Here is a 20,168-nt window from a genome sequence, read left to right on the forward strand (position 1 = left end):
CTCAGGGAGAGGGGGCTGGGGGGTGAGGGCCGTCACCCCGCCGAGGGTGAGCCGGGCGGGCAGGGGCGACTGCCAGATCGGCGGCTGCCGCCCGACATCGCCCTGCGAGCCGAGGGCGCGCACGAGGACGTCCAGATCGGTCTCGCGGGGCTGCGGCGCGCCATCCCCAGTGGGCGCGCCAAGGAGAATCGGGCGCTCGCGGTCGCCGGAGACAAAGCTGACCCTCGGGGCGGCCGACTCCGGGCCGCTGCGGTGGGCGCCCGTGACCAGGGCCACCTGAAAGAGGCGCAGGTCGGTGCCGGCGCGAAAGTAGGCCCGGCCGGGGACGTCGGTGGGCAGGAAGGCCGCGTCGGGCTTGAGGATCATCTCGCGGCTGTCCTCACTGCCGCCGAGGCGCAGGGCGATGAAGTACTTCAGCTGGCTGCGGATCTCATCGCTCACGGCGCGGGCGGGCTGCTGGGTGGCCACGAGCAGGTGGACGCCCAGGGATCGGCCCTGCTTCACCACGCGCACCAGCTCGGCGACGAACTCCTGGTAGCTGCGGGCCATCTCATCGAACTCGTCCACGACGATCAGCAGGTTGGGCAGGGGCGGCAGGCCGCGCTCGGCGGCGAGGGCGCGGTAGTCGCCCACATTCTCAACCTTCGAGCCGGCCTCGGCGGCGGTGGCCTTGAGCAGCGCCTTGCGCCGGCGCAGCTCGCTCTTGATCGCGATCATCGCCCGCTCGGCCAGGCGGCCCTCAAGGTCCGTCACCAGGCCGGCGACGTGGGGCAGGCCGGCGAACATCGAGAGGGCCGCGCCGCCCTTGAAGTCGATCAGCAGGAGCTGGAGCCGGTCGGGACCGTGGGTGACGGCGAGGGCGGCGATGATGCTCTGGAGCAGCACGCTCTTGCCCGCGCCGGTGGCCCCGGCGATGATCCCGTGGGGGCCGTGGCGGCTCTCGTTCAGGTCGAGACAGATCGGCGTCCCCTCGGCGACCGCGCCGATCGGCACGTCGCCGCGCCATGCGCCCGCCGGCGGCTCGGCCCAGTAGCGGGGCGGCGACAGGTCGGCCTCGCCGCGCAGCCCGAGCAGGTCGAAGAGACGCACGCTGCGCGGCACATCCTGGCTGCCGCCGCCCTCCTGGAGGCGGATGCCGGCCATGCGGCGGGCCAGCCGATCGCTCGCGGGGGTGTCGGCGCGGTCGGGCGCGAACTGGCCCTGCGGCCAGGGCTCGCCGGCGCGCACCCAGCGGGCGCCTGCGGGGCCGACATCGAGCATGGCCGCGCAGGCCTCGGGGATCTGGGGCCAGGCGCCGGCGAGGACGATCGCGGCCATGCCGAGGGCCGGGCCGTGGCGCATGATCTCGGCGGCGGCCGGGTAGCCCCCGGCCACATCCGCGCCGTCGATGATCAGCAGGAGGCGCGGCAGCGGCGCGGGGGCCGGCTCCTGACGGTCGGACAGCTCGCGGCGGCGGCTGAGCTGGTCGAGGATATCGCTCATCAGCCGGGCGGCGGCGGGCTGGTCGGTGGCGCACATGCGCTGGCTGTGGGCCGGCTCGTTGGTGAGCGGGACGCTGTGGGGCAGCCAGCGCAGCCACTCCCAGTCGCCGGGGGCGGCGGGGGACACCAGAGCGACCCGCAGGTCGGCGGGGGCGTGGAGCGCGGCGGCCTGCCAGATCATGGCCTGGAGCAGGGCGAGGGCGTGCGGGCGCGGCCCGGCGACGCCGAGGGAGCCGAGCTGCGCCAGCGGGATGCAGATCGGCACCTGGCGCAGCGTGGCGTACTCGGCGGCCAGCCGCGGCAGCCGCAGGTCCACCGGGCTGTCGGCGGCGGGCTGCGGCAGCGTGACCGAGCAGGCGGCGGGCAGGTCGCCGCAGCCGACGCGCAGCGCGAGGAAGTCGTCGTCGGCGGGGCGGCGCTCCCAGAGGCGCGGGTCGGGCGCGGCCCTGCTGCCCACGCCGACGATCGCCGCGAGCTCGGCGGGGTCGGGGGCGAGGTGGAGGCGGGCGGCGCGCTCCTGCTCGTAGAGCCGGCGCAGGCGCGAGCGGGCCGCATCGAGCTGATCCTCGAAGAAGGCCAGCCGCGCGGCGTGCTCGGCGGCGCCCCGGCGCGATGTCGCCCGCTCTGAGCGCAGCGCGGCGAGCAGGCCGATGCCGGCCATGGCGCCGGTGGGCAGCGCGAAGAGCCAGCTGCCGCCCCCGGCCACCGCCACCGAGGCCATCAGGCCGGCGCCCACCAGGGGCATGGCCATGGTGAGGTGATCGGCGCGCTGGCTCGCCGGGGGCGCAGGAGGTGTGGGGAGCGCAATCTCCTCGGCGGCCCAGCGTGGGCGCACCCTCGGCGGGCGGTTGAAGCTCTGACTGCGCATGATCCCCCTCCTCACACGACGCTAGCATTCTCACGAGCGCGGCGCTCGCGCTCGCGCTGACGCTCGCGCTCGCGCTCGCACTCGCGCCTCCACTCGGCGCGATCATACACGCGGCGGGCCTGCTCCTCGCGGGCCTGCTGGCTGAGGCGAGACACCTCCTGGGCCGCCCGGCGCAGGTCGCCGGCCAAGGCCTGATCCTCCCCGTCGGCCCGACGCAGCTGATCATCAAAGCTCAGGCGGTGCGCCCCGCGCCACTCGCCCAGCAGGGTCAGGGCCGCCCTGGCCCGCTCGCCAGCCGCGCGGTCGATCTCGCTCGCGGCACGTCCCAGGGCGGCGACAGCCGCATCGGCCGCGCCATGGTCCCAGATCACATCCTGCCAGTTCGGTTGCCAGCTCGGCATAGCGTTCTCCCGATTGCAGATTGTAGATTGCAGATTGTAGATTGGGCGGAGCGCGTTCCGGTGCGATCTATGGCGTCGGCGTCGGGGTGGGCGTCGGGGTAGGTGTCGGCGTCGGCGTCGGCGTCGGCGTCGGCGTCGGCGTCGGCGTCGGCGTCATATCCCCAGACCAGCTCTCCTGATCGAAGTCGATCGATGGCGGAAAGCGGGCATGATCCCAATGTTGAGAATCGACGTGGAAGGGCAGGCTCTGCAGATCTGCGGGCAGATCTTCGTACTTCTCCCGGTTATCGTAGCTCGTGTGGGCGTCTATGCCGCCGCTCAGCTCGCTGTCGCCAATAAAGTGGACATTCGGCATCGGCAAGCCCTCGGACGTCAGGTGCCCAGCGCCCACGTTCATCGCCAGCCGATCCTCAGGGTCGATATAGAAGCGCACCTCGGTGCCTGCAAAGAGCGCCGGTGACAGCTCGCCCGGCGTGGTTGGCGGAACCCCGTTGAAGCGCGGGTCCATCGGGCGCACCGCGCCGTACATGGTGACGCTGCTGAGGGTGTAGCCGCCGTCGAGCAGGGCCTTCTGGATCCCCGGATCGTTCAGCAGCAGCATGGTCATGCCGCCGCCCATGCTGTGGCCGGCGATGTGGAGCGTGTCGCCGGGCGGGATCTCCGACAGGTAGCTCAGGAATCGCTCCCTGATCAGCCGGTAGTAGGCGTTCTGCATCGGGTCAGACTCGTAGGCGGTCTGGATCACCGCGACGACGCCGTTTGGCGAATTGGCCATATTATCCAGGTCGAGCCCGCAGATCGCAAAGATGTGCTCGTGCTCGCCGATCTGCCTGTGCGAGAGCTGCTCGCCCTGGTAGGGGCTGATCGCACTGTGGTCGCCGGACATCAGCGTCCAGGCCGGCAGGGTCAGGTCGCCCGTGGCCGGGTCTTTCTGCGCGCCGGGGAATGCCTGCATGGCCGTCAGTCCGTCCTCGGAGAGCTCCGGCGGGCGCGGGTTCGCGCAGCCGCCCAGGTCGGCGCAGGTGCGGCGCTTCAGCGCCTCGATCTCGGCGGCGAGCTCAAGCAGCAGCTCCGGGGAGACCCGATGGAACGCCAGATCCCAGAAGCGCTGTTCGAGGGTCGCGATCAGATCCCCGGGGTCATCTATCTGTCCAGACGCCAAGCTCGGCCCGCTCTCCAGGATGATCAGACCGCCGATGCTGGCCAGGCTGGCGCTGAGCTGCCCAATGCCGAGCAGCCCGCCGAGGCCGGCGCCCAAGGCGCTATCACCATCGGCCCAGGAGACCATATTCATGAAGTGGAGCGACTCGCGCAGGCGCTGGGCCGATATGTTCCACGCGATAGGGCTGGCGATGCTGCCGGAGACGCTGATCGCGATCTGCGTGCCCTCGACAGCGCTATGTATCCGCTGGTCAAACAGGGACTGCCAGCGGTCGATCGTGCCTGATGCCGCCAGCACCCACCGGGCGGCGGCGGTGATCGGCCCCGGCGCGACGACGGGCGCGCATGTCGCGGCCGAGGGCGGCGGGGCGGATGCGCTATCGGCCGCGAAGAATGCATCGGCGACGCCGCGCACCCACCCGGCGACCTCGGCGTCGCGGCGGCCGAGGGACTGCACCCTGCCGCCGAGGGCACCGATGTCGCCCAGGGAGTACTCGCGGCAGGTGGCCGTCAGGCAGCCGAGGGCGTCGGCGAGGCGGCGGCCCTCGGCGACGGACGCGTCGCCCTGGGCATCCATCATGGCGGCGAAGCGCCGCAGGCGCTCGGGCTGGGCGGAGCTGATCGTCTGTGGCATAGTGGTGTGTGATATAAGGTGGCCGATAGCCGATGCGTCCATCGCTCAGGCAGCGGCCCACGCGACGAGGTCGGCGATATGGGCGCGCAGCTCGGCGGGGCCGACCGGGCGAAGGGGGACGGACTCGGGGCGATCATCGTCGGCGCACCAGATGGCATCCGCGCCGACGATGGCCAGGATGCCGCGCCGCTCCTGGCGGCGCAGGGCGATGAGGGCGTGGCGGGACGGGGCGGGGCCGAGGCTTCGGGCGAAGCGCTCGGCCTCGTCCGCCGGGACCCCGGCGGCATGGAGCGGCGTCGTGGCCGCCCCCATGCCGCCGGGCGCGGCGTCGAGGGCGGCGATCAGGGCCGCCGGCGGCACGTCGAGCGACGGGGCCGGGCGGGCGTGGGCCGGCGGGAGCGCGGCGACGACGTGGTCGATCACGGCGGCGTGGCCGTGGGCCGCGCAGATGCGGTAGGCGCCAGGCTGCGGGCTGCTGAGCAGCAGCGCCTCGCCGTCGGCGCGCAGACAGATCTGACTCATAGTGTGCTGGCCGGCCTTCCCCCCCGCCAGCACGAGGCAGCGCTCGGCGGCGGCGAGGATGCGGATCACACCAGCGATCCCCGGCGCGGGCGTCGGCGGCTCGCCGCCGCGAGACGACGGGCTGAGGAAGCCCCGGGCGGCGAGGGCGCTCGCGGCGGCGCCCAGGGCGATCTGCATGGCCGCCCGGCTGTAGCCCGCCGCCGGCTGCGGCCCGAGCGCCAGGGGCGTCGGCAGCTGCAGCAGGCCGCTCAGCAGAAGCAGCTCCTCGTGGCTGATCTGGTAGAGGCGCTCCATCGGGGTCCCCCCTTACGAAAGATTGATCCTTCTGTGTGCTGACGCTGCGGCTTCGCCGCAGCGTCAGCACACAGAAACATATCTGGCGAGCGCACTAGCTGTTCCCGCCCGCCTGCATGATGTTCTGGTTGATCTGGGAGACCTGCTGGCGCAGCTGCTCCAGGGCCTGCTGGATCTGGCGCAGCTTGCCGTTGGTCTCGCTCCAGTAGCTGCGGAACTGGCTTGCCAGCTGGCCGTCCCAGTTGTTGGCGTCGGACAGGATCTGACCCTGGCTGTGGAGCTCGTTGATCTGGCTGAGGAGCTCGCCGTTGACGATCGACTGGAAGCGGGTGATCGCCTGGCGGGCGGTGCCGGTGGAGAGGACGCGGTCGCTGCTCATGTGGGCCTCCTTGTGACGGTGCGAGAACGAAGATCTCGCCATCTATACCGTCCCAGGGGGCAAAAAGATGCGGCGATGGGCATCGCCGCATAAGGCACAATCAGGCTAGGGGATGATCATCCGCCACAGGCGACCAGGGCTTGGGTCTGGCTAACCCGCACCTCATGGGCGCTCCTGTCTATGGAACCCGGTCATAGCCAGCTAAATCGCTATCATATGACCAGATAAAGACCCTGCGCATACGATTCAGCGCGCACTGGCGCTCAAACTCCTTGATGATCGAAAGATCGCCCATTCCCACGCCGCGCATAGCGTAATCAGGGAATGCAGCAAGGTAGCTACGCACGAATTGAAGATCAAATGAAGGTGTCGGCACCCACGGGGCAGTGCCATCAAGCGCCATCTGAACCTGTGTGACAAACCGTTGTGCGATGATGCGCCGCATATGCCCATCGCCCTGCTGTGCAATATGGTTGCCCGTCTCGATGATCGCCGTCACTGGGAGGAGCAGCGTGATGCCTGCCTCAATATGCTGCTTGAGTTGCCGTACTATCTCATCATGCTGCTGATTGCGGTTAGGCACATCCAGCACATTGCAGAAGATGCTGGTGTCGATCAGGCAGATACTCATCCCCCACCCTTCCCAGCTTCAAGGGCGTCCAGCCACGCGAGGGCATCCGCGCGACGCTCGCCAGGTGTCTGCCGACTCTTCAGGAAGCGGTCGAGGACACCGCTCGTCACGAGATCGCCGAGCGAACCTTGAGCGATCAGCTCCGGGTAGGTAGCGATATCTTCCAGCCGGATCAGACGGCTATCGCCCTCAGCCGGATCACGATAGCAGCAGACAACATCAGGGATCGCATCGAGCGGGAGCGCGTCGAGGAGGGCGGGATTGTGTGTGGTCAGCAGAATATTGAGCCGGCGCGCGCGTGCGACCCGCTGAATATTGTCCAGCAAAATTTGCGCACGGCTTGGATGCACACCATTATCAATCTCTTCGATCACGACCAATGAGCCCTCGGGCGCAGAGAGCAGTGCAGCCGCAATTGCTAGCACGCGCAGCGTGCCGTCAGAAAGAAGCGGCGCATCACGGACCTCCTCATGTCCGCCGAAGGTCTCGGTAAGTTGGATCATCACCTCGTTACGCGATGTCTCCACAAAAGAAATTTCGCGGATGTCCTGCTCTGGTAACGCTCGAATAAAGTCGAGCACCTGGTTATGGCGTTGCTGCCGACGCACTAAATCGTAGAGGACGCTTGACATATTGGCACCATCGCCACTCAGACTCACATCGACCATAAAGCTGTAGTCGCGCATACGGCGCGGGTGCGGGTCGAGAAAGAGGATCTGCTCCAGCAGGGTCTGGTACGTCTTTGTGACCCTGGGGATCACCTTCTGGGCCTGGATGTGTTCGCTGCCGAAGCGCGCCGGTGTAATCAACTGCGTGAAGACCGCCTGCTGATCGGTGGCGACGACACGTGGCTTCCTCCCTCCGCGCGCGAAGTTGTTATAGGAAACCTGAAGATCATGGCTGTAAGGGTCGGTGGTGGGCTCGACCCGGTAGAGCGGGAAACGTTCATCAGATGCGGTGATTTGTTCCTCGCGGATGCGCATATCAGTCTCACCAATCGCAATGGTGAGATCAAGCGCACTCCATTCGGCGACCTGAGGATCTGAAATGGCGCAGCCCAATGAGAAGCTTGAAGCTACCTGATAGGCCAGATCGCTTACTCGTCCACGGATAGCATACTCTTCAGTCTGGACGCTCTTTAGGATTTCGGTGAGCCGTCGTCCCTGAGCTAGCCAGGCCAGAAGACGCAGTGCCTCAATGGCATTGCTCTTGCCTGATGCATTCGCTCCGATCAGCAGAGTCAATGGGGCGAGGGGGAGCGTTGCATCGCGGTAGCTTTTGAAGTTTGCAATATGGAACGACTCAATCATGGCTCCCCCTTATAGTGCAGTAGAGTCCATCCACTCCCGCAGATACGGGTCCACGTTGGGCAGCAGGGTGCGCATGAACAGCCCCGGCTAGTGCGCGGGGCTGCATCTCAATATAGCGCGCCGCGTGAAGCGAGTCAACTACCCGCGCAGCAGGATGACCGCGTAGGCGGCGGAGCCAAGCATGAGCAGCAGGCCGAGGGCGAGCACCAGCGACCAGACGAGCCGGTCGGGCGGGCGGCGGGCGGGAAGGGCGCGCGGACGAGGCCGCGGACAGCCGGGGAGACCAGCATCGCGTCGACGCGGTGGTTCAGGAAGATCGCCGCCGCGTCATCTACGATCAGCGCCTCGGCCCGCTGGTAGCGCCGCACGCGCTCGGCGGGGTCGGACGCCACCTCGGCCTGAGCCAGCAGGCCGTCAAGGTCGGCGTTATGGTAGCGCCCGAGGTTCTGCGGCGACCCGCTGCCGAACAGGGTCTCGGCGAAGTCGGACGGGTCGGGGTAGTCGGCGCACCGCTCCGAGAAGAAGAGGTTGCCGCGCCCGTCGCCGCGCACGCTCGCGGCGTAGCTGGCCGGGTCTAGCTGCTCGATCTTGATCCGCGCGCCCAGCTGCTCCTGCCACATCTGCACCAGCACGCCCACGCCCGGGTCCACAGCGAGCCCGCTGCCGCTGCTGGTGAGGGTGATCGCGGGCAGGCCATCGCCGCCGCCGTAGCCGGACTCGGCCAGGCGCTGGCGGGCCAGGCCGGGGTCGAAGGTCGCCCCCTGGAAGCTCGGGTCGTAGCCGGGCATGGCCGGCGGGTAGAGGCCGTGAGCCAGGATGCCCGTGCCGCGCAGCACGCGCTCCTGGTAGCGCTGCCGGTCCACCGCCAGCGAGAAGGCCTGGCGCACCCGCGGGTCGTCGAAGGGCGGGCGGCTGGTGTCGAAGGCGACGAAGGAGGTACACATCTGCGGCGACTCGCGCAGGTCGGCGGCCAGGCTGCCGTCGATGTCGCCGATCGCGGCCAGCTCCACATCGCTCAGGCCGATCTGATCGAGCTCGCCCAGCATGTACGCGTAGATCCCATTGTAGCCCACGTCGAGCCGGGCGACCAGATAGCGGGTGGCCGGCGGGTCGCCGTAGTAGGCCTCGCTACGCTCGTAGATCTTCACCTTGCCCGGCTCCCAGCGGATCAGGCGGTACGGCCCGCTGCCGTTGGGGTGGCGGTACCACGCGGCGCCGCGCTGCACGTCGGCCTGGTCGACCACCAGCGCCGGGCCTCCAGCCAGCTTCATCAGGAAGTCGGGCTGCGGGCCGACGAGCGTGACCTGCACGGTGTAGTCGTCCGGGGCACTCAGGCCGCTGATCGTCTCGGCCTCACCCGCGCGCCGCTCGCGCAGGCCGGCGATGTCGCCCAGGGAGCCCAGCACGCTGTCGGAGCCGAGCTCGGGGCTGGCGGCGCGCTCCCAGGAGTACAGCACATCCCGCGCGATCAGCGGGCGGCCGCTCTGGAATCGCGCGTCGCGGCGCAGGAAGAAGGTGTAGGTTCTCCCATCATCGCTGATCGCCCAGCTCGCGGCCAGGTCGGGCTGGAGGCTCAGGTCGGGGGCGAAGCGCAGCAGCCCGCTGAAGGCCAGGCGGTCGCCGCGCCCGATGGCCGGGTCGGCCTCCTGCGGGTCGGCCGGCTCCTGCGCGGCGTAGACGTAGGCCTGGCCGCGCGGCACCCCGTAGATCTCCGGCTCGGAGAGCGTGATGCTGTCGAAGATCTGCGTGATCGTCTCGCGCTCCTTGCCGACATCCTCCTCCCGCCCGTAGGCCGCCATCGTGATCAGCTGCTTCCCGTTGGCCACCGAGATCATCTGGCTGCTAATGGTGACGCCATAGATGGCATACTCACGGCGGTACTCGCCGCCCCAGGTCGGGTCGGCGGCGGCGGTCGCGCCGCCCTCAGTGCGTACCACATCCAGCCCGCCCATCCAGTCGCCGACCTGGGACTGCACATCGCCCGCGTCATCCTCCAGCGTCTTGTCCTGATCGCGCACCGTGCGCAGGATGAGCACGAAGACGTCGTTCGGCTTATTGGCCAGCTGGACCAGCGTGCCGGGCACGGCGGCGGCGCTGCTGTTCCAGTAGAAGGGGTAGGTGATCGTGAAGCCGAGGGCGGCGTCCGCGAAGATGCCGCCCTGGGGGCGCGGGGTGGCGAAGGGCGTGACGGTGGGCAGGTTCGGGGTGGGCAGTGCGGTGGGCGGGATGGGCCGCACCGTCTCCCATGGCCTGGGCGTGACCGTGGGCGCGGCGGCGATGCTCGTCAGGCGCGCGGCCGGGTCGTACGCGGCCGGCTTCTGGGCGCAGCCGGCGAGGGCGATGAGCATCAGGAGGGCGAGGATGTGGTGATAGGGAGAGAGGTGGCGCATAGTCTATCTCCGCCGTAAGGGCGCAGCAGCTCGGCGCTGCTGCGCCCTTACCAGACTACCTCAGGAGCTTCACCAGGGCCAGGCCGGACAAGGCCAGCCCGGCCAGGAAGGACAGCGAGGCCCCGGCCAGCGGCAGGGTGATATCGCGGCGCGGCGCGGGCGCGGCGGCTGGCGCGGGCGCGGCCTGGGCCACCGGGGCATCCGTGGGCGTGGGCGCGAGGGTCGGCGCGCTGGTGGGCGTGGGCGGGATGGGCGGGCCGGTGGGGGCCAGGGCCATAATCGGGATCGTCGGGATGGGCGAGGGGGCGACGGTGGGCGTGGGTGCGGCCTGGGCGCGCGGGGCCGCCCTCAGCCAGGCCCGCCAGCGATCCTCCAGGCCGCCCAGGTCGAAGCCATAGGCCGCCGTGACACCCGCCTCCACCGTCATGCCGTCGCGCAGATTGCCGAAGAGCGCCAGCAGCTTATCGGGGCCGTAGGTCTGCACGAGGTATGAGACCATGCTATAGGACTGCGAGTAGGAGAGGTCGGCCAGGTCGGGGTGCTGTGAGAACCCGGCGCTGATCGCGCGCACTGAGAGCAGGCTGTTGGAGGCGACGGCCGCGTCGAAGGAGAGCTGCGAGCGGTCATCGAGGCCGCCCTCGGCGTAGACGGCGATGCCCTCGTCCAGCCAGGTCGGCACATTCTCGCCGCAGGAGAAGGTGATCTGCCCGACGATCAGGTGGGTCAGCTCGTGGACAATCGTGCGCCGGCCCCAGTCCAGGTAGGCGGGGCTGATCCCGATGATGGTGATATTGTTGGCCGGGTAGGCCACGCCGCCAGCCCAGCTCGGCTCATAGAGGATGGCGTCCTGCATCTGCTGGGCGGTGCCGTAGATATAGAGGTCGATCGGCGACTGGGGGCGCACGCCGGTGAGCTTGGCCAGGCGGGAGATGCCGTCGGCGGCGGTGGCGAGCAGATCCTGGGCGAAGGCCGTGTCGCCGCTGTACCAGTGGAGGGTCAGGTCATCGCGGCTGATCTGCTGCCAGCTGTAGGCCGTGTCGATCCAGGTGGCGCGCTGCTCGTCGGAGACGGCGGTGTTGCCGGCGCTATCGGTGGCCCGCCAGCGGTACCAGATCGTGGCGCCGGGGGGTTCCGATCCGGTGCTCAGCATCTCCCATGTCCAGTGAGCATCGACCGTGGTGCCGGGGGTGAAGTCGGGGAAGGCCTTGGCGGTGACATCGCCGCAGGTGCGCTTGTCGACGCCGTACTCCAGGACGATCTGGGTGATCGGCGAGCTGCTGGAGATCTGGGCGTTGAAGCTGATCCGGTCGGGGAAGACGACGAAGACCCCGCGGTCGGTGATGGAGATGGCGCCCTGGGCGCCGGCAGGGGCGGGGGCGGGGGCGATCAGCGTCAGCAGCAGGGCGAGCAGGGCGAGCGCGCGTAGATGTGCCATTGAGGTTGTGACAAACGACCAATGACCAACGATGAAGGCAGCGGCACGATTGGTCGTTCGTCGTTCGCCGGCTGTACTAGCTTCGGCATATACCTGCATAGTACCGCACCTTGCGAATAAAGGTTCCGCATGTTATGATCCGACACGTTATGATCTGACAAGCATTGTTGATTTTTCGCATACTGACGCCATGTCCATACGACAGAGGGGCGTACCATCGGTGGAGCCCAGCGGGCCAACAGACATCCCAGGCGAGCAGCTCGTGCTGGCCTCCGCCTCGCCTCGCCGCCGCGAGCTGCTCGCCGCGCTGGGCGCCCGCTACGCGACCATCGCCAGCGACGCCGAGGAGCGCGACGACCCGGTGCCCGACGCGGTGCTGGCGGCCCTGCCGCCGCTCGGCCTGCCCCGCGCGACCCACCCGTCCCTGCTGGCATGGCGCAAGGCCAGCCACGCGGCCGCCCTCGCCCCGGGCGCGGTGGTGCTCGGCGCGGACACGATCGTCGTCCTCGGCGACGAGGTGCTGAACAAGCCGCGCGACCCGGCCCACGCCCGCCGGATGCTCGCCAGCCTCTCGGGGCGGGTGCATACAGTGTATACGGGGCTGTGCGTGATCGGTAAGGATGAAGGCAGAAGGATGAAGGATGAAGATCCCGATGATCCGCACAAGCATCATCCTTCATCCTTCATCCTTCACCCTTATCGAATCTGGCTCGACCTCGTCTCCAGCGCGGTCGAGATCGCGCCGCTCAGCGAGCAAGAGATCGCAGACTATGTGGCCACCGGCGAGCCGATGGATAAGGCCGGGGCCTACGGGATCCAGGGGCTCGGCGGGCGGCTGGTGCGCAGCGTGCGCGGCAGCTACACCGCCGTCGTCGGGCTGCCCCTGCCAGACACCCACCGCATGCTGCGGGCGGCTGGCGTCGGCGGACTACACGACCCGGAGCAGAGCTACCGGCGCTGGCTAGAGCAACAGGAAAAGGAGCCGATGCCATGGCCCCCAACGCTACCATAAGGCTGCTGATCGTCGATGATCACCCGCTGTTCCGCCAGGGCGTGCGCTGGGCGCTCTCCTCTGAGGACGACATCACCATTATCGGCGAGGCGGCCAGCGGCGAGGCGGCGATCGCCTGGCTTGAGGCGGCCGGCCCCAGCCAGGAGCCGAACGCGATGCTGGTCGACCTGAACCTGCCCGGCATCAGCGGCCTCGACGTGACCCGCCACGTGCGCCGGCAGTACCCCGGCATCGGCGTGGTGATGCTGAGCATGCACGAGGGCGATGAGCAGGCCTTCAACGCCCTGCGCGCCGGCGCCGCCGCCTACCGCTCAAAGGACGTGAAGCCCCAGTCCCTCGTCGAGATCTTGCGCCGGGTCGCCCGCGGCGAGTATGTGATCAACGATGTGGTGCTGGAGGAGCCGCGGGTGGCCAGCCGGGTGCTCACCCAGTTCCGGAACCTGCCTCAGGCCACCAGCACCAACCCTGAGGCTGAGTTCCCGATCTTCACCCCGCTGAGCGACCGCGAGATCGAGGTGCTGGAGCGGATCGCCTCCGGCGGCAGCAATAAAGATATCGCCGACTCGCTCGGGATCAGCACCCAGACGGTGAAAAACCACATCTCCTCGATCCTGCGCAAGCTCTCGCTGAACGACCGCACCCAGGCGGTGCTCTTCGCCCTGCGCCGGGGGTGGATCGAGACGCCCGCCGAGATCCGCCAGGGCGAGAACCGCCAGCTCGACCACGACGAGTGATCTCAGCCCCTGCCTGTAAGGGCGCAGCAGCGCGGCGCTGCTGCGCCCCAACGCCCCCCATCACGCATCACGCATCAGCCTGATAAAGCGCGCCCCGTACTGCACAAACGAGAGCCCGAAGGGCAGCATCGCCAGGGCCAGGGCCGGCCTGCCGCTGCGCGGCCCGTCGGCGACGTAGCAGAGCGCCGCGGCCGTCAGGGCCACGGTGGTGGCCTTGCCGCTCGACTGCGCGGTGGTGACACTGGACCGGCAGCTAATCACCACCAGGGCCGACAGCAGGATGCCCACGTCGCGGAAGATCAGCAGCCCGGTGACGGGCCAGGGGAAGCCGTAGGTCCGCGAGAGCATGACCGCCGTCGTGTCGAGCACCAGCTTGTCGGCCACCGGGTCGAGCAGCTCGCCAAGCTGCGAGACCTCGCCGCGCCAGCGGGCGATCGGCCCGTCCACCGCGTCGGTGAACATGGTCAGGGCCAGGCAGGCCAGTGCCGCGCGACGCCGCTCCGGCCGGCCCAGGAAATGCAGGGTCGTGGGCAGCAGCAGCAGCCGGCTGAGGGTGAGCAGGTTCGAGGGGTAGAGCAGCTCCCTCGGGTTCACGCGATCGCGCAGGGCCATAGGCGGCCTCCGACCTAAAATGATAGCGGCGACGGCGGCGACATCGGCGGCGGCAGCGGGCCATCGCTCGCCGTCGCCATGGCGCGGGCCAAGGTCTGCCCCAGCAGGTGCCCGAAGACGGCCTGGCCGTAGACGGTGGTGAAGAGCGCGCCGAAGCCGAGGAAGACGCCGCCGATGCCGCCCACGATGCCGCAGAGGATCTGGAGCAGCCAGAGCACCAGCCAGCCGCCCAGGTCGCTGCGCACCATGCGCACCGCCTCGCCCACCTGGAGCGCTCCACCCAGGCTGCCCGTCTGCAGGTAGCGCACGGTGGCGGCAATGGTGAGCGGCTGGATGATCAGGCTGAGCACGATCGTCAGCGGGATGAGGCAGAAGATGGCCGCCAGGATCAGGCCGCCGGGGCCGCTGGCGCTGTCGGCGGCGGCGAGAAGGCTGCTGCCCAGCAGCCCAAGGCACATGAAGGCAACCGAGAGCAGGATGAGCGGCAGGGCGTAGACGATCTGGATGGCGATGCCGGGCAGGCCGAGGCCAAACGTCTCGCCCAGGTGGTTCCACTTCGGCAGCGGGCGGGACTGCCCCGCCGCCACATTGCGGGCCGCCTCAAGGACAAACCCGACCAGCACGATCTGGCCGAAGATCGGCACGATCAGGATCAGGCCGCCGAGCAGGATGACCGTGAGCCACTCCTCATCTTCCAAGACATAGCTGAATGCGCGTCCGATATCCATCTGCTGGCCCTCCGTGAGATAGCTGGGGTGTCACACCTATTGTACGCTGTGCGGGGGAGAAGGATGCGCCCGATACCGCGCGCCCGATCAGATCATCCGCATGGTCTCGCGCTCGGCGGCCGCGTAGAGCTGCACGACGACGAGGTGGGCCATGACGAGGGCGCTGAGCAGGAGCCAGACAAGGAGCATCAGGGCGAGGGGCTGGCCGGGGAAGCTGATGAGCGTGAGGCCGTAGGCGGCGAGGGCGAGCAGGGCGGCCGGCAGGTAGGCCGGCAGCGAGAGCAGCCGGGCGCGCAGGAAGATCGGCCCGGCCCCGCGCGAGGTGGCCAGCTGTAGCACGCGCATGCTCAGCGCGTCCTCGATGCGGCCCTCGCCCGCGAAGAGCAGCCTGCCGACGGGGGCCGCGCTACAGAGGAACATCACCACCGTCGCCAGCCCGCAGAGCGCGACCAGCGCCGTCAGGGCCTGGCCCGTGACGGCGGGGTCTTTGACGCCGGCGACAAGCATGCCGATGCTGACGCAGATCAGCAGCATGCCGCCCGCCAGCAGCGGCAGGACGAAGAAGACGAAGTCGATCAGCAGGGCGAGGATGCCGGACAGCCAGCGCAGCGTCCAGTCTGTCCATGGCGGCAGCGGGTAGCCGTAGCCCTTGCGGGTGTTGTCGAGGCTATCGAGGGCAAACCCGGCGGCGATCGGCAGGCCGATCAGGGTGAGGGCGCAGGCGCCGTAGATCAGGCACGTGAGGGGCCAGCTGCGGTCGCGGGCGACGGTGGCGACGGCGGCGCGCAGCGAGAGGGTCGGCGTTGATGTCACTCGGTCTCCCCGAGCAGATAGCGGCGCAGCAGGTCGAGGGCGAGGGTGCCCACGAAGTCCCAGCCCTCGGGCTGGCGCAGGTCGTAGTGGCGGGTGGCCTGGCGGGCGCCGGCGGGGTGGCAGAGGGCCACCGAGACGGCGGTGAAGCCGCGGTCGTCGGGGGTGCTGGCGGCCTGCACGGCCAGGGCGAGGTCGCTGCGCCAGCGGTCGGCGGCGCTGATCGCGCCGGCGTGGGCCAGCGACGCGGCGGCGTGCTCGTCGGTGGGCCGGTCGAGCGGGTGGATCATCGCGCCGCGCACATGGGCAAGGCCGCCGGGCGTATCGGCGAGGGCGCGGTAGACCGGGGCCGCGCTGGTGCCCTCGTAGAGCGAGAGGGTCTGCCCGCGCTCGGCCAGCAGGCGGGCCACCGTCTCGGCCAGGGTCTCGTCGCCGGTGAGGTTCGCGCCGAGCCGCTCGCGGATGGTCGCCTCGGCGGCGGCCACCAGGGCCTCGGCATCGGCGCGGCCGGCGGCGCGCGCGCCGATGCGCAGCTCGTAGCGGGCCTGCTTGGCCGAGATGCCGACGGTGGGGTTGCTGGCGAGCATGAGGTCGGCGATCCGCTCGCCGATCACGCTCTCGCCCAGGCCGACGGCGTGCAGCGTCTTCACCAGGATCACATCGGTGACGCCGCGCTCATCGCGCAGGTAGGGCAGCACGGCGCTCTCGAAGAGGAAGCGCATCTCGTAGGGCACGCCGGGCAGGACGATCACCGTGCCGCGCTCGTCCTCGACGATGAAGGAGGGCGCGGTGCCGCGCGGGTTCTCGATGGCGCGGGCCCCGGCGGGGACGAAGGCCTGGCGGCGGTTGCTCTCGCTCATCGGGCGGCCCATGGCGGCGAAGCGGGCGGCGACCTGGTCCATCAGCTCCTGGCGGAACTCCAGCTCGCGGCCAAAGGCCAGGGCCACCGCCTCGCGGGTGACATCGTCCAGGGTCGGCCCGAGGCCGCCGGTGCAGATCACCAGGTCGGCGCGGGACAGGGACTCGTCGATGGTCGCGGCGATGCGCTGGGCGTTATCGCCGACCACCGACTTGCGGAAGAGGCTGACGCCGGCGGCGGCGAGCTGGCGGGCCAGGTAGGCGCTGTTGGTGTCCACGGTGGCGCCGAGCAGCAGCTCCGAGCCGATGGCGATGATCTCTGCGTCCATAGGGGTTGGGGGTTGGGGCGCAGCAGTGACGATCTGCTGACGCGCAAAGCGCGTCAGCAGATCGTCACTGCTGCGCCCTTACGGGTGCCTACTGGCTAGCGGCTACCCGCTTGCGGTACTCCGCCCAGAGCTCCTGCTCGGCGGCGGCGGTGGCCTGCTTGCCGGCGTCGACGGCGCCGCGCAGGCGGTCGGACAGGCTGGCGCGAGCGCCGCCGATGTTGGCCGTCAGGCTGGCCCGGCGCTCGTCGCCCGACTTGGGCACGAGCATGCTGACGGCGACGGCGCCGATAGCCGCGCCGATCAGGAAGCCCAGCACGAATCGTCCGCCCGCGGCGCTCGCGCGCCGGTCGTTCTCCTTGCGCAGAGCCTCGATGATCTTGATCGCGGCGGCGCGCTCGGCCTCCAGGGCGGTGATCGTCGACGTGCGCTCGGCCTGGATCACCTCGCCGAAGCGGCGCGCGGCCTCCACCAGTGTCTCGGACTCGACGGTCATGGGGGGCTCCTTAGGGTACAGGGAACAGGGAACAGGGAACAGGGGTACAGGGTAGAGATCTCAAGGTATGAGGAACCGGTCTGCCCGGACTGTACCCTGTCCCCTATCCCCTGTCCCCTACGATGCCCGCGACTTCACTTCCTGGAGGGCGCGCTCGATAAAGCTATCGACGGGGATAGCGCCAAGATCCTCGCCGGAGCGCAGGCGGACGGCGACGGCGTTCGCTTCCTGCTCTTTGTTGCCGATTATAAGCATATAGGGGATCTTCTGCAACTGAGCGCGGCGGATCTTGCCCTGCATGCGGTCGCGGCTGGTGTCGATCTCGACCCGCAGGCCCACCGCCATCAGGCGGCGGCGCACATCCTGGGCGGCGTCCATCTGCTTGTCCGTGATCGGGATGATCATGGCCTGGACGGGGGCCAGCCAGACGGGGAAGGCCCCGGCGTAGTGCTCGATCAGCACGCCGAGGAAGCGCTCCGTCGTGCCGGTGACGGCGCGGTGCAGCACCACCGGCGTGTGGGGCTGGTTGTCCTCGCCGACGTACTCGCAGCTCAGCCGGGCGGGCTGGATGAAGTCGACCTGGATCGTGCTGAGCTGCCACTCGCGGCCGAGCACGTCGCGGGCGATGAAGTCGGCCTTGGGGCCGTAGAAGGCCGCCTCGCCCTCCTCCTCGGTGTACTCGACGCCGTTGGCGTCCAGGGCGGCGCGCAGAGCGCTCGTGGCCAGCTCCCACTTCTCGTCGTCGGCCACGAACTTGCCCGAGTCGCCGCGCAGCGAGAGCCGCACCTTGTAGTCGCTGAAACTATAGGTGCTCAGCACCTCGCGGATCAGGTTCAGGGCCAGGCTGAACTCCTCCTGGATCTGCTCGGGCAGGCAGAAGATGTGGCAGTCGTCCTGCGTGAGCGCGCGCACCCGCGTCAGGCCGTTCAGCGCGCCGCTGTCCTCGTAGCGGTAGAGCGTGGCGAACTCGGCGAAGCGCATGGGCAGGTCGCGGTAGCTGATCACGCCCATCTGGTTGAAGAGCGTCATGTGGCTCGGGCAGTTCATCGGCTTCAGCCGGAAGACCATGTCCTCGCTCTCGACCATGGCCGGGAACATGCTGTCGCGGTAGTTCTCGTAGTGGCCGGACTTATGGTAGAGCTGCTCCTTGACCACGTTGCCCGTCCAGACGTGCTGGTAGCCGTAGCGCGTCTGCACCTCGCGCACATAGGTCTCCATCTCGTGGCGCAGGATCTCGCCCTTGGGCGTGAAGAGCGGCAGGCCGGGGCCGACGTCCTCGGAGAAGTAGAACAGGCCGAGCTCCTTGCCGAGCTTGCGGTGGTCGCGGCGCTTGGCCTCCTCGATCTGGAAGAGGTGCTGCTCAAGCTCTGCCTTGTTGGCCCAGGCCGTGCCGTAGATGCGCTGGAGCTGCTTCTGCTTCTCGTCGCCGCGCCAGTAGGCGCCGGCGATGCTCATCAGCTTGAAGGCATCGGCGGGGATCTGCCCCGTGTGATCCAGGTGCGGGCCGCGACAGAGGTCCTCGAACGTGTCGTGCTTGTACGTGGAGATCACCGTATCGCCGTGGTGCGTCTCGCCGTACTCGTCGAGGCCGTGGGAGAGGCCGTCGATCAGCTCCAGCTTATAGGGCTGGCCGGCGAAGATCTCGCGGGCCTCGGCGGCGCTCACCTCGCGGTAGAGGAAGGGGAACTTGCCGGCGATGATCTTCTTGATCCGGCCCTCGATCTCGCTCAGGTCCTCGGGCGTCAGGGCGCGGGGCAGGTCGAAGTCGTAGTAGAAGCCGTTCTCGATGGGCGGGCCGATGGCCACCTTGCCATCGGGGAAGATCTGTAGCACGGCCTCGGCCATGACGTGGGCCAGCGAGTGGCGCAGGCGGTAGTAGGGGTCGCTGTCGGGTGAGACGGGCATGGGGTTCTCCTTGTTGGGGCGCAGCAGCCACAGGTAGCTACGTTCTTGATGTAGTCGTTCGCCTGCGGCTGCTGCGCCCTTACTATGGCGGGTACGGTCACCTCGTCACGATCACGATCTGGCCTTCCTGGATCTGGATGTCCTCGACGTACTTGCCCTGGCGGTCGAGCTCGGCGTTGAGGCGCTCGGCGAGGGGGGCGAGCAGGTCGGCGCTGGAGATGGCGAGGCCGAGGGCGCCGTCGATCTGCGGGTCGCGCAGGGCGACCCGGCCATCCACGGCGGCGAGGCCGCTGCGGGCCACCCCGGGCACGCCGAGGGCGCTCAGGTCGGCCACGGCCTGGCCGGGGGTGAAGCGGACGCGGATCTGGTCGATCGGCGCATAGTCCTCCCGGTGGTCGTCCAGGAATGCGTTGGCCTGGCCCTGGCCGACGACGATCTGGCCGGGGGGCAGGGCGGCGACGACGCCGGGCAGGGCGGCGGCGGCCTGGTCCACGGCGGCGCCGGCCGGGGAGGTGGGGCCGAGGCGGTCGCTGATCTGCGCGCCGATCAGGCCGCTGAGGGCGGGCCGGGCCAGCACCCCGTAGAGGGCGACGATCACCAGCAGGGCCACGCCGATGCCGGCGATCTGGCCAAGGCAGCTGCGCCGGCGCGGGGGCCGCCGCCGCGCCGTCACGGATCGAGATCGATAGGGGCGCTGAGACATCGGGGCACTCCTGGACACCAAAAAACCCTCGCCCGCATGGGACGAAGGGTTGCTCCGTGGTTCCACCCACATTCAATTGTAGATTGCAGATTGCAGATTGCAGATTGTGTGACAATCTGCAATCTGCAATCTGCAATCTGCAATGCTTATTGCTGCGCTATAACGGGCGCGGCCCGTGGCCCCATACTGGCGCGTGCGCGTTCAGGGGCCCGCTCCGAGGTGGTTTTGGCCTGGCCCCATGCCGGGCGCGCTCTCAGTCGCTGGCGCGCTCTCCCTGTAGGCGGTTGCCGGGCTACTCGTCCTCGTCATCGCTGTGCGGCGGATGTAATGTGCTGAGCCGATCATAGCACGGTCGGCGCGGGCGCGCAAGTCGGCCGTAGGGCCGAGCAGCGCATGTGCCACGTCGCTGGCGGCTGAAGTCGCGCCACGGGAGCCTGCGGCTGGCCGCCCGCCTACGCGGGCGGGTGTGGCGTCGGCC

At 69.3% G+C, this 20,168-nt stretch carries 18 protein-coding genes; 2 read left to right on the top strand and 16 right to left on the bottom strand.

The window, feature by feature from the left end; all coding sequences use genetic code 11:
- The 9 genes from K2Z83_RS22225 to K2Z83_RS29655 all read right to left on the bottom strand — a co-directional run.
- Window positions 1-2,349, bottom strand: a 2,349-nt coding sequence (locus K2Z83_RS22225) for an FtsK/SpoIIIE domain-containing protein (protein WP_255604415.1), incomplete at its 3' end; no start/stop codon positions are given.
- 11 nt (window positions 2,350-2,360) lie between these two features.
- Window positions 2,361-2,750 carry a hypothetical protein gene (locus K2Z83_RS22230; RefSeq protein ID WP_220597371.1) on the bottom strand — a complete coding sequence of 130 codons (390 nt, stop codon included), beginning with the start codon at window positions 2,748-2,750 and terminating at the stop codon, window positions 2,361-2,363.
- A 67-nt stretch (window positions 2,751-2,817) separates the two neighbouring features.
- On the bottom strand, window positions 2,818-4,545 hold the full coding sequence (locus K2Z83_RS22235) for a hypothetical protein (protein ID WP_220597372.1): 1,728 nt from the start codon (window positions 4,543-4,545) through the stop codon (window positions 2,818-2,820).
- Between the two features lie 45 nt (window positions 4,546-4,590).
- Window positions 4,591-5,361, bottom strand: a complete 771-nt coding sequence (locus K2Z83_RS22240) for an ESX secretion-associated protein EspG (protein WP_220597373.1) — start codon at window positions 5,359-5,361, stop codon at window positions 4,591-4,593.
- Window positions 5,362-5,455: 94 nt separating this feature from the next.
- On the bottom strand, window positions 5,456-5,740 hold the full coding sequence (locus K2Z83_RS22245) for a WXG100 family type VII secretion target (RefSeq protein WP_220597374.1): 285 nt from the start codon (window positions 5,738-5,740) through the stop codon (window positions 5,456-5,458).
- Window positions 5,741-5,918: 178 nt separating this feature from the next.
- Entirely contained in the window at window positions 5,919-6,371 is a 453-nt protein-coding gene (locus K2Z83_RS22250; RefSeq protein ID WP_220597375.1) for a hypothetical protein, read from the bottom strand.
- Window positions 6,368-7,681 carry an AAA family ATPase gene (locus K2Z83_RS22255; protein ID WP_220597376.1) on the bottom strand — a complete coding sequence of 438 codons (1,314 nt, stop codon included), beginning with the start codon at window positions 7,679-7,681 and terminating at the stop codon, window positions 6,368-6,370. The genes K2Z83_RS22250 and K2Z83_RS22255 overlap by 4 nt, the downstream gene beginning before the upstream one ends.
- A 134-nt stretch (window positions 7,682-7,815) precedes the next feature.
- The gene (locus K2Z83_RS22260) at window positions 7,816-10,071 is read right to left on the bottom strand and encodes an ABC transporter substrate-binding protein (RefSeq protein WP_220597377.1); all 2,256 of its coding nucleotides are present in this window, start codon (window positions 10,069-10,071) and stop codon (window positions 7,816-7,818) included.
- Window positions 10,072-10,126: 55 nt separating this feature from the next.
- Entirely contained in the window at window positions 10,127-11,506 is a 1,380-nt protein-coding gene (locus tag K2Z83_RS29655) for a peptidase MA family metallohydrolase (protein WP_220597378.1), read from the bottom strand.
- A gap of 190 nt (window positions 11,507-11,696) precedes the next feature.
- Here K2Z83_RS29655 and K2Z83_RS22270 point away from each other — a divergent pair, with 190 nt between their 5' ends.
- Window positions 11,697-12,518 carry a nucleoside triphosphate pyrophosphatase gene (locus tag K2Z83_RS22270; RefSeq protein WP_220597379.1) on the top strand — a complete coding sequence of 274 codons (822 nt, stop codon included), beginning with the start codon at window positions 11,697-11,699 and terminating at the stop codon, window positions 12,516-12,518.
- Window positions 12,497-13,252, top strand: a complete 756-nt coding sequence (locus K2Z83_RS22275; protein ID WP_220597380.1) for a response regulator transcription factor — start codon at window positions 12,497-12,499, stop codon at window positions 13,250-13,252. Before K2Z83_RS22270 ends, K2Z83_RS22275 begins: the two co-directional genes overlap by 22 nt.
- A 60-nt stretch (window positions 13,253-13,312) precedes the next feature.
- Here the strand turns inward: K2Z83_RS22275 and K2Z83_RS22280 are convergent, their stop codons facing one another.
- From K2Z83_RS22280 to K2Z83_RS22310, 7 genes are all read right to left on the bottom strand, one after another.
- Window positions 13,313-13,864 (bottom strand): CDP-alcohol phosphatidyltransferase family protein, encoded by a 552-nt coding sequence (locus K2Z83_RS22280; RefSeq protein WP_220597381.1) that lies wholly within the window; start codon window positions 13,862-13,864, stop codon window positions 13,313-13,315.
- A 14-nt stretch (window positions 13,865-13,878) separates the two neighbouring features.
- Window positions 13,879-14,592: a DUF4013 domain-containing protein gene (locus K2Z83_RS22285; protein ID WP_220597382.1), complete on the bottom strand. Its 714-nt coding sequence runs from the start codon at window positions 14,590-14,592 to the stop codon at window positions 13,879-13,881.
- A gap of 87 nt (window positions 14,593-14,679) precedes the next feature.
- Window positions 14,680-15,405, bottom strand: a complete 726-nt coding sequence (locus K2Z83_RS22290) for a DUF4013 domain-containing protein (protein ID WP_220597383.1) — start codon at window positions 15,403-15,405, stop codon at window positions 14,680-14,682.
- Window positions 15,402-16,589, bottom strand: coding sequence for a CinA family nicotinamide mononucleotide deamidase-related protein (locus tag K2Z83_RS22295; RefSeq protein WP_220597384.1), 1,188 nt, complete (start codon window positions 16,587-16,589; stop codon window positions 15,402-15,404). Before K2Z83_RS22295 ends, K2Z83_RS22290 begins: the two co-directional genes overlap by 4 nt.
- Window positions 16,590-16,677: 88 nt before the next feature.
- Entirely contained in the window at window positions 16,678-17,082 is a 405-nt protein-coding gene (locus tag K2Z83_RS22300) for a YtxH domain-containing protein (RefSeq protein ID WP_220597385.1), read from the bottom strand.
- A gap of 117 nt (window positions 17,083-17,199) precedes the next feature.
- Window positions 17,200-18,987 carry a threonine--tRNA ligase gene (gene thrS / locus K2Z83_RS22305; protein WP_220597386.1) on the bottom strand — a complete coding sequence of 596 codons (1,788 nt, stop codon included), beginning with the start codon at window positions 18,985-18,987 and terminating at the stop codon, window positions 17,200-17,202.
- Window positions 18,988-19,084: 97 nt separating this feature from the next.
- Window positions 19,085-19,690 (bottom strand): hypothetical protein, encoded by a 606-nt coding sequence (locus tag K2Z83_RS22310; RefSeq protein WP_220597387.1) that lies wholly within the window; start codon window positions 19,688-19,690, stop codon window positions 19,085-19,087.
- Between the last annotated feature and the right edge of the window lie 478 nt (window positions 19,691-20,168).

Origin of the sequence: Oscillochloris sp. ZM17-4 (assembly GCF_019599295.1) — a bacterium.
Classification (GTDB): Bacteria; Chloroflexota; Chloroflexia; order Chloroflexales; family Chloroflexaceae; genus Oscillochloris.